Annotated in this window: 15 protein-coding genes and 1 pseudogene; 8 read left to right on the forward strand and 8 right to left on the reverse strand. The window is 56.0% G+C overall.

Annotation, left to right across the window (positions count from 1 at the left end; all coding sequences use genetic code 11):
* Positions 1 to 60: 60 nt before the first annotated feature.
* From phnL to phnP, 5 genes are read left to right on the forward strand one after another with little or no spacing between them, the layout of a single operon-like run.
* Positions 61 to 747 carry a phosphonate C-P lyase system protein PhnL gene (phnL, locus tag HVX64_RS20985; RefSeq protein WP_044257335.1) on the forward strand — a complete coding sequence of 229 codons (687 nt, stop codon included), beginning with the start codon at positions 61 to 63 and terminating at the stop codon, positions 745 to 747.
* The gene (gene phnM / locus HVX64_RS20990) at positions 744 to 1,880 is read left to right on the forward strand and encodes an alpha-D-ribose 1-methylphosphonate 5-triphosphate diphosphatase (RefSeq protein WP_044257337.1); all 1,137 of its coding nucleotides are present in this window, start codon (positions 744 to 746) and stop codon (positions 1,878 to 1,880) included. The genes phnL and phnM overlap by 4 nt, the downstream gene beginning before the upstream one ends.
* Before the next feature lie 2 nt (positions 1,881 to 1,882).
* Positions 1,883 to 2,437: a ribose 1,5-bisphosphokinase gene (gene phnN / locus HVX64_RS20995; protein ID WP_044257339.1), complete on the forward strand. Its 555-nt coding sequence runs from the start codon at positions 1,883 to 1,885 to the stop codon at positions 2,435 to 2,437.
* Positions 2,424 to 2,858 (forward strand): aminoalkylphosphonate N-acetyltransferase, encoded by a 435-nt coding sequence (gene phnO / locus HVX64_RS21000; protein ID WP_044257341.1) that lies wholly within the window; start codon positions 2,424 to 2,426, stop codon positions 2,856 to 2,858. The genes phnN and phnO overlap by 14 nt, the downstream gene beginning before the upstream one ends.
* A gap of 46 nt (positions 2,859 to 2,904) precedes the next feature.
* Positions 2,905 to 3,663: a phosphonate metabolism protein PhnP gene (gene phnP / locus HVX64_RS21005; RefSeq protein WP_044257343.1), complete on the forward strand. Its 759-nt coding sequence runs from the start codon at positions 2,905 to 2,907 to the stop codon at positions 3,661 to 3,663.
* Here the strand turns inward: phnP and yjdP are convergent.
* A complete protein-coding gene (gene yjdP / locus HVX64_RS21010; protein ID WP_042999071.1) occupies positions 3,660 to 3,995 on the reverse strand; it encodes a DDRRRQL repeat protein YjdP in 336 nt (111 codons plus the stop codon). The two genes, phnP and yjdP, sit on opposite strands and share 4 nt — an antisense overlap.
* 277 nt (positions 3,996 to 4,272) lie before the next feature.
* Between yjdP and fdhF the strand changes: the two genes are divergently transcribed.
* Positions 4,273 to 6,420: a formate dehydrogenase subunit alpha gene (fdhF, locus tag HVX64_RS21015; RefSeq protein ID WP_082010077.1), complete on the forward strand. Its 2,148-nt coding sequence runs from the start codon at positions 4,273 to 4,275 to the stop codon at positions 6,418 to 6,420.
* Positions 6,421 to 6,523: 103 nt separating this feature from the next.
* Positions 6,524 to 7,213, forward strand: coding sequence for a Sel1 family TPR-like repeat protein YjcO (gene yjcO, locus HVX64_RS21020; RefSeq protein ID WP_042999069.1), 690 nt, complete (start codon positions 6,524 to 6,526; stop codon positions 7,211 to 7,213).
* 97 nt (positions 7,214 to 7,310) lie between these two features.
* Here yjcO and gltP read toward each other — a convergent pair whose 3' ends face one another.
* From gltP to nrfA, 7 genes and pseudogenes are all read right to left on the reverse strand, one after another.
* Positions 7,311 to 8,621 (reverse strand): glutamate/aspartate:proton symporter GltP, encoded by a 1,311-nt coding sequence (gene gltP / locus HVX64_RS21025; RefSeq protein ID WP_042999068.1) that lies wholly within the window; start codon positions 8,619 to 8,621, stop codon positions 7,311 to 7,313.
* A 397-nt stretch (positions 8,622 to 9,018) separates the two neighbouring features.
* A complete protein-coding gene (gene nrfG, locus HVX64_RS21030) occupies positions 9,019 to 9,627 on the reverse strand; it encodes a heme lyase NrfEFG subunit NrfG (protein WP_042999067.1) in 609 nt (202 codons plus the stop codon).
* Positions 9,614 to 11,831, reverse strand: a pseudogene (gene nrfF, locus HVX64_RS21040) (heme lyase NrfEFG subunit NrfF). The gene nrfG and the pseudogene nrfF overlap by 14 nt, the downstream one beginning before the upstream one ends.
* Positions 11,832 to 11,857: 26 nt before the next feature.
* A complete protein-coding gene (gene nrfD / locus HVX64_RS21045) occupies positions 11,858 to 12,814 on the reverse strand; it encodes a cytochrome c nitrite reductase subunit NrfD (RefSeq protein ID WP_044257350.1) in 957 nt (318 codons plus the stop codon).
* Entirely contained in the window at positions 12,811 to 13,482 is a 672-nt protein-coding gene (gene nrfC, locus HVX64_RS21050; RefSeq protein WP_042999063.1) for a cytochrome c nitrite reductase Fe-S protein, read from the reverse strand. Before nrfC ends, nrfD begins: the two co-directional genes overlap by 4 nt.
* The gene (gene nrfB, locus HVX64_RS21055; protein ID WP_042999062.1) at positions 13,479 to 14,042 is read right to left on the reverse strand and encodes a cytochrome c nitrite reductase pentaheme subunit; all 564 of its coding nucleotides are present in this window, start codon (positions 14,040 to 14,042) and stop codon (positions 13,479 to 13,481) included. Before nrfB ends, nrfC begins: the two co-directional genes overlap by 4 nt.
* 44 nt (positions 14,043 to 14,086) lie before the next feature.
* Entirely contained in the window at positions 14,087 to 15,523 is a 1,437-nt protein-coding gene (nrfA, locus tag HVX64_RS21060; protein WP_044257352.1) for an ammonia-forming nitrite reductase cytochrome c552 subunit, read from the reverse strand.
* 432 nt (positions 15,524 to 15,955) lie between these two features.
* Between nrfA and acs the strand changes: the two genes are divergently transcribed.
* Entirely contained in the window at positions 15,956 to 17,914 is a 1,959-nt protein-coding gene (gene acs, locus HVX64_RS21065) for an acetate--CoA ligase (RefSeq protein ID WP_044257356.1), read from the forward strand.
* Positions 17,915 to 17,955: the final 41 nt, after the last annotated feature.

Genomic DNA, 17,955 nt, shown 5'->3' on the forward strand with positions numbered 1-17,955 from the left:
CCGGATGGCGGCTGCGCCTTATCCGGCAATCGAATGCACCAATGCTTAAAGAGGCTAAAAATGAACGCGATCCGCGTTGAAAACGTCAGTAAAACCTTTGTGCTCCACCAGCAAAACGGCGTGCGCCTGCCGGTGCTGCAAAATGCCTCGCTGGAAGTCAAAAACGGTGAATGTGTCGTTCTACATGGCCATTCCGGCAGCGGAAAATCGACGCTGCTGCGTTCGCTGTATGCCAATTATCTGCCCGATGAGGGGCATATTCACATTCGCCATCACAACGAATGGGTGGATCTGGTGCACGCTCCGGCGCGCAAAGTGCGGGAAGTCCGCCGCGCCACGATAGGTTGGGTGAGCCAGTTTCTGCGGGTGATCCCACGGATCTCCGCGCTGGATGTGGTAATGCAGCCGCTGCTGGATCTCGGCGTACCGCGCGAGGCGTGCGCCGCCAAAGCCGCAAGCCTGTTGACCCGTCTGAACGTGCCGGAACGCTTGTGGCACCTCGCCCCATCAACCTTTTCCGGCGGTGAACAACAGCGCGTGAACATCGCGCGCGGATTTATCGTCGATTATCCGATTCTGTTACTCGACGAACCGACCGCGTCGTTGGATGCCAGAAACAGTGCCGCCGTGGTGGCGCTGATTGAAGAGGCGAAAGCGCGGGGTGCGGCCATTGTCGGCATTTTTCACGATCAAACTGTGCGCGACCGCGTAGCGGATCGTTTGCACCTGATGGGAACAACACCATGATTATCAATAATGTAAAGCTGGTGCTGGAAGATGAAGTGGTGCAGGGATCGCTGGAAATGCAGGATGGCGTGATTCGCGCGTTTGCGCAAAGTCAGAGCCGTCTTCCGCAAGCGCTGGACGGAGAAGGCGGCTGGCTGCTACCGGGGCTGATTGAGTTGCACACCGATAATCTCGACAAATTCTTTACCCCACGGCCGAAAGTGGACTGGCCCGCCCATTCCGCAATGAGCAGCCACGACGCGCTGATGGTCGCCAGCGGTATCACCACCGTGCTGGACGCGGTGGCGATTGGCGATGTCCGCGACGGCGGCGATCGTCTGGAAAACCTGGAGAAAATGATTAACGCCGTAGAGGAGACGCAAAAGCGTGGGGTGAACCGCGCCGAGCATCGCCTGCATCTGCGCTGCGAACTGCCGCACCACGCCACGCTGCCGCTGTTCGAGAAGCTGATCAGCCGCGAACCGGTCACGCTGGTTTCGCTGATGGATCACTCGCCGGGCCAGCGTCAGTTCGCCAACCGCGAGAAGTATCGTGAATATTATCAGGGTAAATATTCGCTGACCGATGAACAGATGACGCGTTACGAAGAGGAACAACTGGCCCTGGCGGCTCGCTGGTCGCAGCCCAACCGGACTGCCATCGCGCAACTGTGCCGCGAGCGCAACATTGCACTGGCAAGCCATGATGACGCCACCTCCGGGCATGTGCAGGAATCCCACCAGCTTGGCAGCGTGATCGCCGAATTTCCCACCACGTTCGAAGCCGCAGAAGCCTCGCGCCTGCACGGCATGAACGTACTGATGGGCGCACCGAACATTGTGCGCGGTGGCTCTCATTCCGGCAACGTCGCGGCGCACACGCTGGCAGAATTGGGGTTGCTGGATATCCTCTCGTCAGATTACTACCCCGCCAGCCTGCTGGATGCCGCGTTTCGCGTCGCAGACGACGCGGCTAACCGTTTCACCCTGCCGCAGGCGATCCGCCTGGTGACCGCCAACCCGGCGCGGGCGCTCAGTCTCCGCGATCGCGGCGTGATCGCCGAAGGTAAGCGCGCCGATCTGGTACTGGCGCACCGTAAAGGCGATCACATCCACATCGACCACGTCTGGCGCCAGGGAAAGAGGGTGTTCTGAGTATGGGAAAACTGATCTGGCTGATGGGGCCGTCCGGCTCCGGGAAGGACAGTTTGCTGACCGCACTCCGTCAGCAAGAATATGCGCAACTCCTGGTGGCGCACCGTTATATCACTCGCGCGGCGAATGCCGGGAACGAAAATCATGTCGCCCTGAGCGAGCAAGAGTTTTTCACCCGCGCCGGGCATAACCTGCTGGCGCTAAGCTGGCATGCTAACGGCTTTTATTATGGCGTCGGCGTGGAGATCGATCTCTGGCTTAACGGCGGCTTCGACGTGGTGGTCAACGGCTCACGCGCGCATCTACCCCAGGCGCAGGCGCGCTACGGCACGGCGCTGCTGCCGGTCTGCTTGCAGGTCTCCCCTACGATTTTGCGCCAGCGCTTACAGGCGCGCGGGAGGGAAAGCGAACCCGAGATCGCCGCGCGTCTCGAACGCGCCGCCCGCTACGCTCCGTTTGGCTGCCATACGCTCAATAACGACGGCAGTTTGCACCAGTCCGTCGATTCGCTGTTAACGTTAATGGGACGCAAGAAGCCACGCCATGTCTGCCTGTGAACTTCGTCGCGCCACCGGACAAGACGCCGGGGCCGTGTACGCGCTCATCTGCGAACTGAAGCAAGCCCAGTTTGATTACCCGACCTTTTGCGCCGGATTCACCGCCAATTTGCAGGATGACCGACTGCGTTATCAGTTGGCGCTGCTTGAGGGCCAGGCGGTTGGACTCATTGGCCTGCATCTGCAGTATCATTTACACCACGCCAACTGGATTGGCGAGATTCAGGAACTGGTGGTGATGCCGCAGGCACGGGGTCTGAAAATCGGTAGCCAGTTACTGGCATGGGCAGAACAGGAAGCCCGCGAGGCAGGCGCAGAGATGACAGAGCTGTCCACCAGCGTGAAGCGTCATGACGCCCACCGTTTTTATCGGCGCGAAGGCTACGAACAAAGTCATTTTCGCTTCACAAAAGCATTGTGAGGTACGTCGCGTCGCCATCCGGCACGATACGACAAGGGGAATCACGATGAGTCTGAGCATCACGCTAAGCGGCACCGGCGGTGCGCAAGGGGTACCCGCGTTTGGCTGCGATTGTGCAGCCTGTCGCCGCGCACGCCTGCAGGAACCGTATCGCCGACGCCCGTGTAGCGGCGTGGTCAAATTCAACGATACGGTGACGCTGCTGGATGCGGGCATACCGCACCTGATGGACGACTGGCCGGCGGGCAGCTTTCGACAGTTTTTACTCACCCATTATCATATGGATCACGTACAGGGATTGTTTCCGCTACGCTGGGGCGTCGGGGCGTCCATCCCGGTGTACGGCCCGCCGGACGAACAGGGGTGCGACGATCTGTTTAAGCATCCCGGCATTCTCGACTTTAGCCACACCGTCGAGCCGTTTGTGGTGTTTGAGTTACAAGGATTGCAGGTCACACCGCTACCGCTGAATCACTCAAAGCTGACGTTGGGTTATCTTCTGGAGACAGCGCACAGCCGCGTGGCATGGCTGTCTGACACCGCCGGACTGCCCGATAAAACGCTCACCTTTCTGCTCAACAATCAGCCACAAGTTATCGTCATCGACTGTAGCCATCCGCCACGTCCCCAACCGCCGCGCAATCACTGTGATTTAAATACGGTCATTGCGCTTAATGAAGTGATTCGCTGCCCGCAGGTCATCCTCACGCATATCAGCCACGCGTTCGATGTCTGGCTGATGGATAACCCGCTCCCGGACGGATTTGAAGCAGGCTATGACGGGATGCAGATTATGGTCGATTAACGCCCGTAATCCTCTTCCATTCGGCTTTCTTCATCTTCCAGTTGGCGGCGTTCACGATCGAGCTGGCGCTGACGTTCATCAAGCTGCCGTCTGCGATCCTCAAACTGACGCCGGCGATCATCATATTGTCTGCGGCGATCGTCGCTCATTTCGTTCTGCCACCTGTCGTCGCGCGAATCCTCGTAATCCCGCCCGCTATCGCTGTCAGGCTTATAAGCATCGTTGATCGCCTGCTGAATGTTGCCGATAGCATCATCAATGATATCGGCCTGTGCCGGCACGGTAGCCAGCGACAGCAGGCTGAATAAAAAGAGTGTCAGGGTGCGTTTCATAGAACCAGCCTCAAAAGGGGACGGTTTCTACGTTAGTTATCGCCCTGTGCGACGAGTAGCGGAGGAATCTCAATTTCGTATCGGGTTCCGCTACAGCCTCCGTCGGCACAACGCCAAATCGTCACGTCAAATATGACGACAGCCTGTTTTTCGTCAGGGTTTTGTCCAAAAATTATCCGTAATATCAGGGAAAGCCCCCAATTAAAATGTGGCATAAAAGATGCATACTCAGGTCGACAAGCGTGTATGCGCGATTTGATTAACTGGAGCGAGACCGATGAAAAAAGTCGTCACGGTTTGCCCGTATTGCGCATCAGGTTGCAAGATCAACCTGGTGGTCGATAACGGCAAAATCGTCCGGGCTGAGGCGGCGCAGGGGAAAACCAATCAGGGTACTCTGTGTCTGAAGGGCTATTACGGCTGGGATTTTATTAACGATACCCAGATCCTGACCCCGCGCCTGAAAACGCCTATGATTCGTCGCCAGCGTGGCGGCAAACTGGAATCAGTTTCCTGGGATGAAGCGCTGAATTACGTCGCCGAACGCCTGAGCGCCATCAAAGCGAAATACGGCCCTGATGCCATCCAGACGACCGGCTCGTCGCGCGGCACCGGGAATGAAACCAACTACATCATGCAAAAATTTGCGCGCGCCGTTATTGGTACCAATAACGTTGACTGCTGCGCTCGCGTCTGACACGGCCCATCGGTTGCAGGTCTGCACCAGTCGGTCGGTAACGGCGCAATGAGCAATGCCATTAACGAAATTGATAACACCGATTTAGTGTTTATCTTCGGTTACAACCCGGCGGATTCCCACCCGATTGTGGCGAATCACGTGATTAACGCTAAACGTAACGGGGCGAAAATTATCGTCTGCGATCCGCGCAAAATTGAAACCGCGCGCATTGCCGACATGCACATCGCTCTGCGAAACGGCTCGAATATCGCACTGTTGAACGCGATAGGACATGTCATTATTGAAGAAAATCTGTACGACCAGGCGTTTGTCGCCTCCCGTACGGAAGGTTTTGAAGAGTACCGCAAGATTGTCGAAGGCTATACGCCGGAGTCCGTCGAGGAGATAACCGGCGTTAGCGCGAGTGAAATTCGTCAGGCGGCGCGGATGTATGCCGGTGCGAAAAGCGCGACCATCCTGTGGGGCATGGGCGTCACCCAGTTCTATCAGGGTGTAGAAACCGTGCGTTCACTGACCAGCCTCGCGATGCTGACCGGCAACCTCGGTAAGCCCAGCGTGGGCGTTAACCCGGTACGTGGCCAGAACAACGTTCAGGGCGCGTGCGATATGGGTGCGCTGCCGGATACCTATCCGGGCTATCAGTATGTGAAAGATCCGGCTAACCGCGAGAAATTCGCCAAAGCCTGGGGCGTGGACAGCCTGCCTGCGCACACTGGCTATCGCATCAGCGAGCTGCCGCACCGTGCGGCGCATGGCGAAGTGCGTGCGGCGTACATTATGGGCGAAGATCCGTTGCAAACGGATGCGGAACTCTCCGCAGTGCGCAAAGGCTTTGAGGATCTGGAACTGGTCATCGTGCAGGACATCTTTATGACCAAAACCGCATCGGCGGCAGATGTCATTTTACCGTCGACGTCGTGGGGCGAGCATGAAGGGGTCTTTACCGCTGCTGACCGTGGTTTCCAGCGCTTCTTTAAAGCCGTTGAGCCGAAGTGGGATCTGAAAACCGACTGGCAAATCATCAGTGAGATCGCCACCCGGATGGGGTATCCGATGCACTACAACAACACCCAGGAGATCTGGGATGAGTTGCGTCATCTGTGCCCGGATTTCTACGGGGCGACTTACGAGAAGATGGGCGAACTGGGCTACATCCAGTGGCCTTGCCGCGACACGTCAGACGCCGATCAGGGGACCTCATACCTCTTTAAAGAGAAGTTTGATACCCCGAACGGCATGGCACAGTTCTTCACCTGCGACTGGGTTGCGCCGATCGATAAACTCACCGACGAGTACCCGATGGTACTGTCGACGGTGCGTGAAGTCGGCCACTACTCCTGTCGTTCGATGACCGGTAACTGTGCGGCCCTGGCCGCGCTGGCGGACGAACCAGGCTATGCGCAAATCAACGCGGCCGATGCGGCGCGTCTGGGCATTGAAGATGAAGCACTGGTGTGGGTTCACTCACGTAAAGGCAAAATTATCACCCGCGCGCAGGTCAGCGAGCGCCCGAACAAAGGGGCTATCTATATGACCTACCAGTGGTGGATTGGTGCCTGTAACGAGCTGGTGACCGAGAACTTAAGCCCGATTACCAAAACGCCAGAGTACAAGTATTGCGCCGTGCGCGTGGAGCCGATTGCCAATCAGTCCGCCGCCGAGCAGTACGTGATTGATGAATACAACAAGCTGAAGGCTCGCCTGCGCGAAACCGCAATGGGCTAACCACAACGTTGATGCATCTCAACAGCCTCCACCCTGGAGGCTGTTTTTTTATCCATACGATCTCTTTATACTGTCCATTCCGTACCCTAATTAAAACTTAATAATGAAACCACTTCTTGCATTGATGTTATTGATGACATTCTTTGCCCGTGCTGCCGATCCTGAGCCTGGAAGCCAGTATTTGCAGGCCGCAGAGGCAGGTGACAAACGCGCGCAATATTACCTTGCTGACAGCTGGTTTAGCTTCGGCGATTTAAGCAAAGCCGAATACTGGGCACAGAAATCCGCCGACAATGGCGATGCGGACGCCTGTGCGCTGCTGGCGCAGATTAAAATCACTAATCCGGTCAGTCTGGATTACCCGGAAGCAAAAATGCTGGCGGAGAAGGCCGCCCGGGCGGGCAGTAAAGCGGGCGAAATTACGCTGGCACGCATTCTGGTGAATACGCAGGCCGGTAAAACCGATTACCCCAAAGCCATCTCCCTGCTGCAAAACGCCTCTGAAAATCTGGAGAGTGATGTGGCCGTAGATGCGCAGATGCTGCTCGGTTTGATTTACGCCAACGGTGTCGGGATTCAGGCTGATGATGATAAAGCGACCTGGTACTTCAAACGCAGTTCCGCCATCTCTCGCACCGGGTATTCCGAATACTGGGCGGGAATGATGTTTCTGAACGGCGAACAGGGCTTTATTGAGAAGAATAAACAGAAGGCGCTGCACTGGTTGAATCTGAGCTGTACCGAAGGATTCGATACCGGCTGCGAAGAGTTTGACCGATTAACGAACGGCTGACTCAGATTACCTGATGGCGCTTTGCTTATCAGGCCTACAAGCGATGTCGACTCGTAGGCCGGATAAGGCGCAGCGCCATCCGGCAGACCGTTTACCGTTACTGGGCAGTCTTATCGAATTTCCCCAGTACTTCGCGCTCATACGCCAGCGCTTTTTTGCGATCAAACTTGTGTTCCCATTTGGCAATCACCAGTACCGCCAGCGCATTCCCCACCACGTTCAGCGCCGTACGCGCCATGTCGAGAATACGGTCGACCCCGGCGATAAAGGCCAGGCCTTCCAGCGGGATGCCCACGCTACCAAGCGTTGCCAGCAATACCACGAAGGAGACGCCCGGCACGCCAGCAATCCCTTTCGATGTCACCATCAGCGTCAGCACCAGCACGATTTCCTGCCACAGCGACAGGTCGATACCGTACAACTGCGCGATGAAGATCGCCGCAATACTCTGATACAGGGTCGAGCCATCGAGGTTAAACGAGTAGCCGGTCGGCACCACAAAACTGGTGATCGAGGCTGGCGCGCCGTAGGCTTCCATCTTCTCGATAATTCGCGGCAGCACGCTTTCAGAGCTGGCGGTGGAGTACGCCAGAATCAATTCATCTTTCAGAATGCGGATCAGGATCCAGATACTCAGTCCGCAAATACGCGCGACGATACCCAGCACCACCAGCGCGAAGAACAGGATCGCGAAGTGAACCAACAGCACCAGCTTCGCCAACGGCCACAGCGAGGCAAAACCGAAGTTCGCCACGGTCACGGCGATCAGCGCGAATACCCCGACGGGTGCATAGCGCATGACCATGTGCGTCACTTTAAACATGGTTTCGGAAATGGAGCGGAACACCGTCACCAGCGGCTCACGATGCGTTGCCGGTAGCGAGGAAAGCCCCAGACCAAACAGCACCGAGAAGAAGATGATTGGCAGCATGTCGCCTTTCGCCATCGAAGCAACGATGTTTGTCGGGACCAGCGACAGAATGGTGCCCATCAGGCCATGCGCGTGGCTCTGCACCTCTGCCGTCGTGTTCTGGTATTTCGAAATGTCCACGGTCGCCAGTTGCGACATATCAATGCCGGAACCCGGCTGGAAGACGTTCGCCAGCGTAATCCCGAGGATAATGGCAATCGTCGTGATCACTTCGAAATAGAGAATGGTTTTCGCGCCGATACGTCCCAGTTGTTTCGCATCGCCGACACCGGCAATCCCGACAATCAGCGTGGAGATCACAATCGGCACGACGATCATTTTAATCAGATGGATAAAGATATCCCCTGCCGGAGAGAGCAGGTTTGCAATCAGCCACTCGCGGCTGTCGCTGTGATAATGCAGATAACTGCCGAGTAAAATGCCCAGCACCATGGCAATCAGGATCTGCCAGGCCAGACTGAGTTTAAAACTTTTCATAACGACGAACTTCCTCAATGGAACGCCACTCCTGTTCATCGCGCAGGAATGGATACATACTGAAAGGGTATGAATTGTGTTGCGTTGGTTAGTAGAGTTTTTTAACGCTATACCCTAAATAGTCCGAGTTGCAGGAAGCCAACACACCTGCAGCTTGAAGTATGACGGGTGTATAATCAGTACCATTTGCAAGGCATCTTGCGCAACCCTTTAAGAACAAGGCTTTTCGCTGAAATATTGCATAATAACGCGAATTTATCGGGTTTATATTGCATAACTATTTGTTATGGAAAGATTTTTAAATCTGCGTTTTTGAATTATAACTGTCGTGAATTATTTTGGCGGCGAGGTTCATTTGCCTGTTTTTTAAACAGATAAATCGCGCAAAAACACAAATCTATTTCTGTCTGTTCTGTAACAACTTTGCCATATTTATCGAGTCTATCAGCTGCGCACGATTCACCCGCGGCGAATTCAAATCCAGGACTTTTTGCCACTGCAAAATCGCCTGTTTGTAATCCGCCTGCATAAATGCATCCGACGCCAGTAGCATCAGCGCAGTCACCTCCCCGGCATCCAGCGCCAGCGCCTTATCAATCATCTCGCGGGTCGCCAGCGTCATGTGCTGCCCGGCCTGGTAGTAGAGCACGGTCGCCAGCGCCGAATAGATCTCCGCATTCTCTCCACGGCTACGCAGCGCCTGACCATAAGCCAGCAGCGCATTATCGTAATCATTGCGCCACAGATAATACTCGCCGAGGAGCGCCCACTTTTCGCTGTCCTGTGGGTTGGCGCGAATCTGTTTTTGCAGGGCTATCAGTTTGGCCTCCGGCGTCGCGGTTTCTGCGAATTCATGCAGCGGATCGGCCAGTCGTCGTTGTTCGTCTCGCACGGCCTGCCATTTCGGCGACAGCAGATAGCCGCACAGACAGACGATGACCATCAGCACTGCCGCCAGAGTCAGTCGTCTGACAGGCATCGGGCGTGACGGTTCAGGTTGTCTCATCGTTGCCCCCTTTTCGCCTGCTGACGCGCCACAAAATCCCTCCAACCAGCAGCAACAGCAGACACGGCAATGCCCACAGCAGCAGCGTCTGCCCGGTGAGCGGCGGGTTATAGCGGACAAAATCACCGTACCGCGCAGTCATCCAGGCGGTGATTTCAGCTTCATCTTTCCCTTCTGCCACCATCGTATAGACCTGGTGGCGCATGCTGACCGCAACCGGCGCATTGGATTCCAGCAAGTTTTGATTCTGGCACTGCGGACAGCGAAGCTGGCTGGCAATCGACAACGCCTTTTCCTGCTGCTGCGGGTTCTCAAAAGCCCAGGTATCAACCACCTGAGCGTGAGCGGAAAAGGAGATAACCAGCAGTAAGATAAACGCAATGATGGTGCCTGATGACGCTGCGCTTATCAGGCCTGCGCCGTGCTTAAACCATGCGCCGCCATCCGGCAATCCCCCCGACAAAAACCGCGGTTCATGACGCATCGCGCTTTCTCCCACGCCAGCCGCTGAGCAGCGCCCCGGCAATCATCAACAGCCCCCCGCCCCAAATCCAGCGCACGCCGCTTTGCACATACAGGCGCAGGGCATACCGCTCCTCGCCCGTTTTTTCACCCATCACCGCATACCAGTCATGAAGCAGATCCCAGTGAATGCCAGGTTCCATCATTTGCTGGCGACGGGCGGAATAAAAGCGCCGCTCGGGCGTCAGGCTACCTATTCGTTTCTCGCCCTGCCACAGCGTAATAAGCGCCTTTTCGGTGGTGTAGTTCCCTTTCGCGGCCAGATCCAGCCGTTCAAAGCGGAAGGTGTAACCCGCCAGTTCAACCTGCTGACCTGGGCTCAGGTTAAGGCTTACCTCCTGACGACTGCCGCTGGAGAAGAGGATCCCCGCGGCAAAAACCAGCACACCTGCGTGCGCCAGCAGCGCCGGAAGCTGGCGGTGTACGGCCCTCTTCCGGCTTCTGACCATCGCTGTCACGATTACCACCAACATCAGCAAGCCAAACGGCAAGGTGGCGCGGTTAAAATAGGGCGCGCCAACGGAGAGTCGCCCCCAGCCCAGCAGGCCATAAATCATCGGGTAGAGCGTTCCAATCAGTACGATCAGCAGCACCGCGCAAAAGAGCAGCAGCGCTGCCAGAATCAGCATTTCGCGTGACCAGCCGCTCAGACGAACGGCCTGTTGGTTAGCCCGCGCGCGCCAGCCGTACAAGCCGAGCGCGGCCAGACTCAGAATGGCAAAGAGGGCAAACAGCGGCACGGCGCGCACATTATCCAGCGCAAAAGCGTGTACAGAAACGAGAATACCGGAACGGACAATCAGCGTGCCCAGCAAAGAGAGGATAAGCGTAACAATGGCCAGCAGTAGCGACCAGTGGCGAAAAATGCCGCGTTCACGCGACACATACAGGCTGTGCAGCAGCGCACTGGCAGAAAGCCAGGGTAATAAAGACGCGTTTTCCACCGGGTCCCAGAACCACCAGCCGCCCCACCCCAGTTCGCAATAGGCCCACCATGAACCGAGAATGATGCCAAGCGTCAGCGCACACCAACCGGGCAGCGCCCAGCGCCAGCACACCCAGGCGGTCAACGTCGTGAAATCACCGCGCAGCAACGACGCCAGCGCCACTCCGGCAGCGACCATCAGGCCGCCGTACCCCAGATACAGCAATGGCGGATGCAGGATCAGCCCCAGATGTTGCAGCATCGGGTTGAGATCGCGCCCTTCTATCGCTGGCGGAAAGATACGGACAAACGGATCGGACCAGAACACCACAAACAGCAGCAGCAATGCGGTGATCGTCGAGAGTACGCCGAGTGTGAACGGAAACAGAGGATCAGATTCGCGGCGATAGCGCCAGGCAAACAGCGCGCTCCAGCCGGACAGAAATAACACCCACAGCAGCAGAGATCCTTCGTGACCGCCCCACACCGCCGCCAGCTTGAGTCCCCACGACAACAGGCTGTGACTATGTTGGGCCACATAGATAACGGAGAAATCGCTGGTCAGAAAGCAGAACACCAGAATCAAGAAGGCGAGCAGCAGGCACGCAAATTGCGCCCAGACGCCCACGCTCGCCAGACGCATTACGCTCTGCCAGCGCTGGCGTTCACCTGCCAGTACGGCAAGCGGGGTCAACACGTTGACCCCGAGGCTGAATAACAGTGCCAGAAAACCGGCTTCAGGAAGGAGTACGTCCAGAAATCACCTTTCCCTCACAGCCATGCTTATGCAACCGTGAGCTGTCCAGCATAAAGAATGAAAAAGCGCAGTAACAGCACGCCCGTCAGGCTGGCACCACAGACCGCCAGCACACCATGAAACGTCGAACCGCGGTTGGCCCAGGGTTTCAGTAACATTGGAACGATCAGTCCCAGCCCCGCGACGCCGAGCCAGAACCACCAGGTCCAGAAGCCACCACCCAGTGCCGCCGACAGCGCGCGCATTTTGCCGTCATCGCCCAGAGCCAGCCCCACAAAGAAGGCGGCCAGCAGGAAGATCTCCAGCCACACCACCGGGGTTTCCACACGGTGAATAAAATGCGCCTCGGTACTGTGCGGATTACCACGCTGACGTAATGCCATCACAATCAGCGCCACCGCCGCACCGGAGGAGATCCCGGAAAACAGGAACAGCACCGGCAGGATCGGGTTATTCAGGAACGGATACGATTTCAGCACCGAAAGCAGGAAACCGGTGTAGGCACCCAGCAGCACCGCCAGTACCAACATTAGCGTTTCGAGTCCACGGTTGAACGGCGTTAACAGCGTCAACACTTTCTGCACCAGTCCCAGACGGGGGAACCAACGCTGTTGCAGAGCCATCACCTCTTTTTGAAAGATGATGGCCAGCCACAGAATCAGCACCACCATATAAAGCTGGAATAGCAGAACCCCCATCGACATCACCGACGTAAAGCTATAGTGGAACATCAGTTTCCAGAAGGTCCAGGGACGCGTCAGGTGGAAGATCAGAATCAGCAGGCCGAGAATAATCGCCCCCGGCCCCACGACCAGCGTGGTGCGCAGCAGCGTACTGTCCGCTCCACCCGCCTCCGGATGGTAACGGCGCAGCAGGATTGACAGCGTCACCAGTCCGGCAGAGATGCCGATCAGAAACAGATAGATGGCGATGGGCCAGTCCCACACCAGCGATTCAAAGTGGAAAGCAGATGCGTTTGTCATTGGCTCACCTCCCCATATTTAAAGGGAACGCGGTAGACCTTCGGTTTGGTACCCAGCGCCAGCTTGTAGCGATAGGTGGTTTTCTGCCGCAGCAGCCGGGAAATATCGCTGTCAGGATCGTCCAGATTACCAAACGTCAGCGCCTTCGTCGGGCAAGACTCGACGCAGGCAGGCAGTTTGCCCGCTTTCAGATTGGTTTTACGGCAAAAATCGCATTTATCCGCTGTTTTCGTGACCGGATGGATAAAGCGCACGCGGTACGGACACGCGGCGATGCAGTACTGACAGCCGACGCAGAGATCCGGGTTCACATCCACGATGCCATTCGCGGCGTCGCGATACGACGCCCCGGTCGGGCAGACGTCAACGCACGGCGCGTGATCGCAGTGCTGGCACGAATGGCGGAAGAAGCGGTACTTCACATCCGGAAACGTGCCCAGCGGTTCGCTGCGAATGATGGTCAGTCGCGACACGCCTTCCGGCACGTTGTTGACTTCCCGACAGGCATCCATACAGGCGGTACAGCCGATGCATAATGATTCATCATGCACCATGCCGTATCGCACGCCGTTGATATTCAACGTTTTCGCCACCACGCGTCCTGCAGTACCGCTGACGGCCACCAGCGCGCCGACGCCGGTGATGAACTGGCGACGAGAGCAACTCATGGATGCTCCTTAAGCAAGGGCACAGACGCCGGATTAAAGTTCGGGTTGTTACGCTGATCGCTGTGGCAATCGACGCAAATCTTAACTCGTCCTTTATCGCTTAACGTCTGCATCGTGTCTTGCTTCGGATGCAGCGAATGACAACTGGCGCAGGCCACTTTAGTCACGTGGACATCGTGCGGCCAGAACGCTTTTTGCAACTGTTCAGGCAAGTGGCAGGACAGACAAACGCTGTTCTGCTGCTCCACGTTATACATCGGCTCGTTAAAGCGCATCACATCCTTCGCCCCTTCACGGTGCTGAGGTGATGGCTTGCCATGACAGTTAGTACAGGTGACCGGCAGTTTATTGTTCGGATTGGTCACGGACGCATGCTTACCATGCATCCCTTCGGTATCCGGCTTGTGACAGTCCAGACACGCGGCATCCGGGCTACGCTGTGGCGTCACCTCCCAGCGTTCCGATTCCTGCGGCGTTGGCGTGGCGGTTATTCCACTCAGGCTCCATAACAGACCTGACGCCAGCACCCCAGCAGTTAATAACGAACGTAATACGCTCATATTCACTCCGTTGAGTTATCCGCCCCTTGCGAGGCGGAATGGGGTTATTGGCTTAACAAACCGTTTTTACGCGCCTGTTCTTCCCACTGCGGGATCACCGTTTTGATAAAGTCCTGTTTATCGGCGTTAATCTGCTGCATGTTCAGACCAATGGCCGCCTGGGCTTTCTCTTTGGTGGAGATATCCGGAATTGCGATTTCATGGGTGATGCCTTTGGTTGCCAACAGACGCGCCAGCTTAGTCCGCGCATCGGCGGCTTTGTCCATCGCGATACCTAACATCCGCAGACCTTCTTCCGGGGCGTGCATATGGATACCGTGAGAGGCAATGGCCAGATCCCAGCGCCACTGCGCGTGACGGATATCGCTCAGAATCGGCTTCATTTCCGCTTCCGTTGCGCCCGCATCCCAGGCCGCTTTCGCTTCGAAGTGCGCACGAACCAGTTGATCTTCAACTTTGATTTTCAGCCCATTGATTGCCTTCTTACGCTCAGCGACCACGTTTTGCAGAGAGGCTTTGTCCTGGGTATGGCAGTTCGCACAGGTTTGCGGGAAGTTGTCGAACGGATTGCCAATCTTATGATCGGTATAGAGTTTTCCTTCGGCGTTCTGCACTTTCGGCATATGACAGTCAATACAGGTCACATTGTTTTTGCCGTGAATACCCACGCTCCAGGTTTCATATTCCGGATGCTGTGCTTTCAGCATCGGCGCTTTTGACAGCGAGTTGGTCCAGTCAGAGAAGGTAATGGCGTCATAGTATTTCTCCATGTCTTCGACTTTCATGCCGTCATCCCACGGGAACTTCACGGCTTTGTCTTTGCCGTCAAAATAATATTCAACGTGGCATTGCCCGCAAACCATCGACTGCTGGTCGAAACGACCGGCTTTATCGAATGGCTTACCGATGGTCTCCATCGCACGTTCCGCATACGGACGAGACAACGTCAGCTCAGGTTTACCTTTCGCAAAGTCAGGTGACGCCGTGTTATGGCAGTCGCCGCAGCCCAGGTTATTCACGATTTCCGGGCCGCCGCGCGCCCATTTGCCGTGGAAGTAGCCACCTTCACCGTCTTTCTGGATCAAACGCGCCACGTCCGGGCTTTTACAGCTCCAGCAGGCCATCGGCAATGGACCGTCTTCAGCGTTTTTTGGGGCACCGGTACGTAAGGTTTCACGCACGTCGGTCACCGCATAGGCGTGCCCACGCGGTTTGTTGTAATCACGGGAGAACGGATATCCCGCCCACAAGATCACCAGACGGGGATCTTCCGCTAACGCGTCTTCACGTTTTGATTGCTCTGAAGTCGCTTTCCATGAGAGGTATTGATCGGGATGCTGAGGGGCGAAGACTTCATTCTTCGCTTCAACGGTAACTGATTTTGCGGGTTCGGGCGTTTGCTCAGCATAAACCGCAGAAATGAAAAACAGCGGTACGATCAGGCTGAAGAAACGACGTGCGCGTAGTGTAATCCTTGCCATAGAGGTCTCATCCAGATTGCGCCATTGCGTTCAATGACGGTTCTTTTTTTATTCTATCCATGACGATAACCACACACACCGCCATGACATTGCCCTAATCTAGATGTAACAAAAAACCACACTCAAAATGTTGTCTTTAATCAATTGTAAGTGTATGTAAAATACCACTTTAGAGTTAGTCAAGCCGTTTTTTCTCTACTCCTTTCCTCTTTTTCGACCTCGATCACCGTTCGTGAATAATTAACATAACCCTCTGTAACGGAAAGATTTTACCAACTTTTGTTGGTTTCCTTCAAAAAACGTATTGCCGTTAATTTGCACAATTCCTGTATTGCGTGATCTGTCGCGCAAAAGCTAAACAAAACTGTCAAAGCCCCTACATTTAACGTTTGTGAGACATATTATTAACATCCTACAAGGAGAACAAAAGCCATGAGCCAAATTCACAAACACGCTATTCCCGCAAACATTGCGGATCGTTGCCTGATAAATCCGGAGCAGTACGAAGCGAAGTATCAACAATCTATTAACGAGCCAGATACCTTCTGGGGCGAGCAGGGAAAAATTCTCGACTGGATCACGCCGTACCAGAAAGTGAAGAACACCTCTTTCGCACCGGGCAATGTCTCCATTAAATGGTATGAGGACGGCACGCTGAACCTGGCGGCCAACTGTCTCGACCGCCACCTGCAGGAAAATGGCGAACGCACCGCCATCATCTGGGAAGGCGATGACGCCTCGCAGAGCAAACATATTAGCTATCGCGAACTGCATCGCGATGTCTGCCGTTTCGCCAATACGCTGCAGGATCTGGGGATTAAAAAAGGCGATGTGGTGGCGATCTATATGCCAATGGTGCCAGAGGCCGCCGTCGCGATGCTGGCCTGCGCCCGCATTGGTGCCATACATTCGGTGATCTTCGGCGGTTTCTCGCCGGAAGCGGTCGCCGGTCGCATCATTGATTCCAGTTCGAAGCTGGTGATTACCGCTGATGAAGGCGTGCGCGCCGGTCGCAGCATTCCGCTGAAGAAAAACGTCGACGATGCGCTGAAAAACCCGAACGTGAAAACCATCGAGCATGTGGTTGTACTCAAGCGCACCGGCGGCAACATCGAGTGGCAGGAAGGTCGCGACCTGTGGTGGAGCGATCTGATTGAAAAAGCCAGCCCTGAGCATCAACCCGCAGAGATGAACGCCGAAGATCCGCTGTTCATCCTCTATACCTCGGGCTCCACCGGTAAACCGAAGGGCGTGTTGCACACCACCGGCGGCTATCTGGTATATGCCGCAACGACCTTTAAATATGTGTTTGATTACCATCCGGGCGATATCTACTGGTGCACCGCCGATGTGGGTTGGGTTACCGGACATAGCTACCTGCTGTATGGGCCGCTGGCCTGCGGCGCTACCACGCTGATGTTTGAAGGCGTGCCGAACTGGCCGACGCCGGCGCGCATGAGCCAGGTGGTGGATAAGCATAAGGTCAATATTCTCTACACCGCGCCGACGGCGATCCGCGCCCTGATGGCGGAAGGCGATAAGGCGATTGAGGGCACTGACCGCTCATCGCTGCGCATTCTGGGATCGGTTGGCGAGCCGATCAACCCGGAAGCGTGGGAGTGGTACTGGAAAAAGATCGGTAACGAAAAATGCCCGGTGGTGGATACCTGGTGGCAGACCGAAACCGGTGGCTTCATGATCACCCCGCTGCCGGGCGCAACCGAACTGAAAGCGGGTTCCGCTACCCGCCCGTTCTTCGGCGTGCAGCCGGCGCTGGTGGATAACGAAGGCCATCCGCAGGAAGGGGCCACCGAAGGCAACCTGGTGATCACCGACTCCTGGCCTGGACAGGCGCGTACGCTGTTCGGCGATCATGAACGCTTTGAGCAAACCTACTTCTCAACCTTTAAAAACATGTACTTCAGCGGCGATGGCGCGCGTCGTGACGAAGACGGTTACTACTGGATCACCGGGCGCGTTGACGACGTGCTGAACGTCTCCGGTCACCGTCTGGGCACGGCGGAAATTGAATCCGCGCTGGTGGCGCATCCCAAGATTGCCGAAGCGGCGGTGGTCGGCATTCCGCATAACATCAAGGGCCAGGCGATTTATGCCTATGTGACGCTGAATCACGGCGAAGAGCCGTCGCCTGAACTGTACGCCGACGTGCGCAACTGGGTACGTAAAGAGATTGGCCCGCTGGCGACGCCAGACGTGCTGCACTGGACCGACTCACTGCCAAAAACCCGTTCCGGCAAAATCATGCGCCGTATTTTGCGCAAGATCGCGGCGGGCGATACCAGCAATCTGGGCGATACCTCGACGCTCGCCGATCCTGGCGTGGTAGAGAAGCTGCTCGAAGAGAAGCAGGCCATCGCGATGCCATCATAATAAAAAGATGCCGGATGGCGTTGCGCTGATCCGGCCTACGC

This window comes from Citrobacter sp. RHB20-C16 (assembly GCF_013890155.1).
GTDB lineage: Bacteria > Pseudomonadota > Gammaproteobacteria > Enterobacterales > Enterobacteriaceae > Citrobacter_A > Citrobacter_A amalonaticus.

Excerpts from the sequence above, each read along its gene's own strand:
- nrfG (WP_042999067.1), bottom strand. The coding sequence starts at position 9,627 with ATGAGACAACCTGAACCGTCACGCCCGATGCCTGTCAGACGACTGACT.
- yjcO (WP_042999069.1), top strand. The coding sequence starts at position 6,524 with ATGAAACCACTTCTTGCATTGATGTTATTGATGACATTCTTTGCCCGT.
- phnP (WP_044257343.1), top strand. The coding sequence starts at position 2,905 with ATGAGTCTGAGCATCACGCTAAGCGGCACCGGCGGTGCGCAAGGGGTA.
- gltP (WP_042999068.1), bottom strand. The coding sequence starts at position 8,621 with ATGAAAAGTTTTAAACTCAGTCTGGCCTGGCAGATCCTGATTGCCATG.
- yjdP (WP_042999071.1), bottom strand. The coding sequence starts at position 3,995 with ATGAAACGCACCCTGACACTCTTTTTATTCAGCCTGCTGTCGCTGGCT.
- nrfA (WP_044257352.1), bottom strand. The coding sequence starts at position 15,523 with ATGGCAAGGATTACACTACGCGCACGTCGTTTCTTCAGCCTGATCGTA.
- nrfD (WP_044257350.1), bottom strand. The coding sequence starts at position 12,814 with ATGACAAACGCATCTGCTTTCCACTTTGAATCGCTGGTGTGGGACTGG.
- phnN (WP_044257339.1), top strand. The coding sequence starts at position 1,883 with ATGGGAAAACTGATCTGGCTGATGGGGCCGTCCGGCTCCGGGAAGGAC.
- nrfC (WP_042999063.1), bottom strand. The coding sequence starts at position 13,482 with ATGAGTTGCTCTCGTCGCCAGTTCATCACCGGCGTCGGCGCGCTGGTG.
- acs (WP_044257356.1), top strand. The coding sequence starts at position 15,956 with ATGAGCCAAATTCACAAACACGCTATTCCCGCAAACATTGCGGATCGT.
- nrfB (WP_042999062.1), bottom strand. The coding sequence starts at position 14,042 with ATGAGCGTATTACGTTCGTTATTAACTGCTGGGGTGCTGGCGTCAGGT.
- phnM (WP_044257337.1), top strand. The coding sequence starts at position 744 with ATGATTATCAATAATGTAAAGCTGGTGCTGGAAGATGAAGTGGTGCAG.
- phnL (WP_044257335.1), top strand. The coding sequence starts at position 61 with ATGAACGCGATCCGCGTTGAAAACGTCAGTAAAACCTTTGTGCTCCAC.
- phnO (WP_044257341.1), top strand. The coding sequence starts at position 2,424 with ATGTCTGCCTGTGAACTTCGTCGCGCCACCGGACAAGACGCCGGGGCC.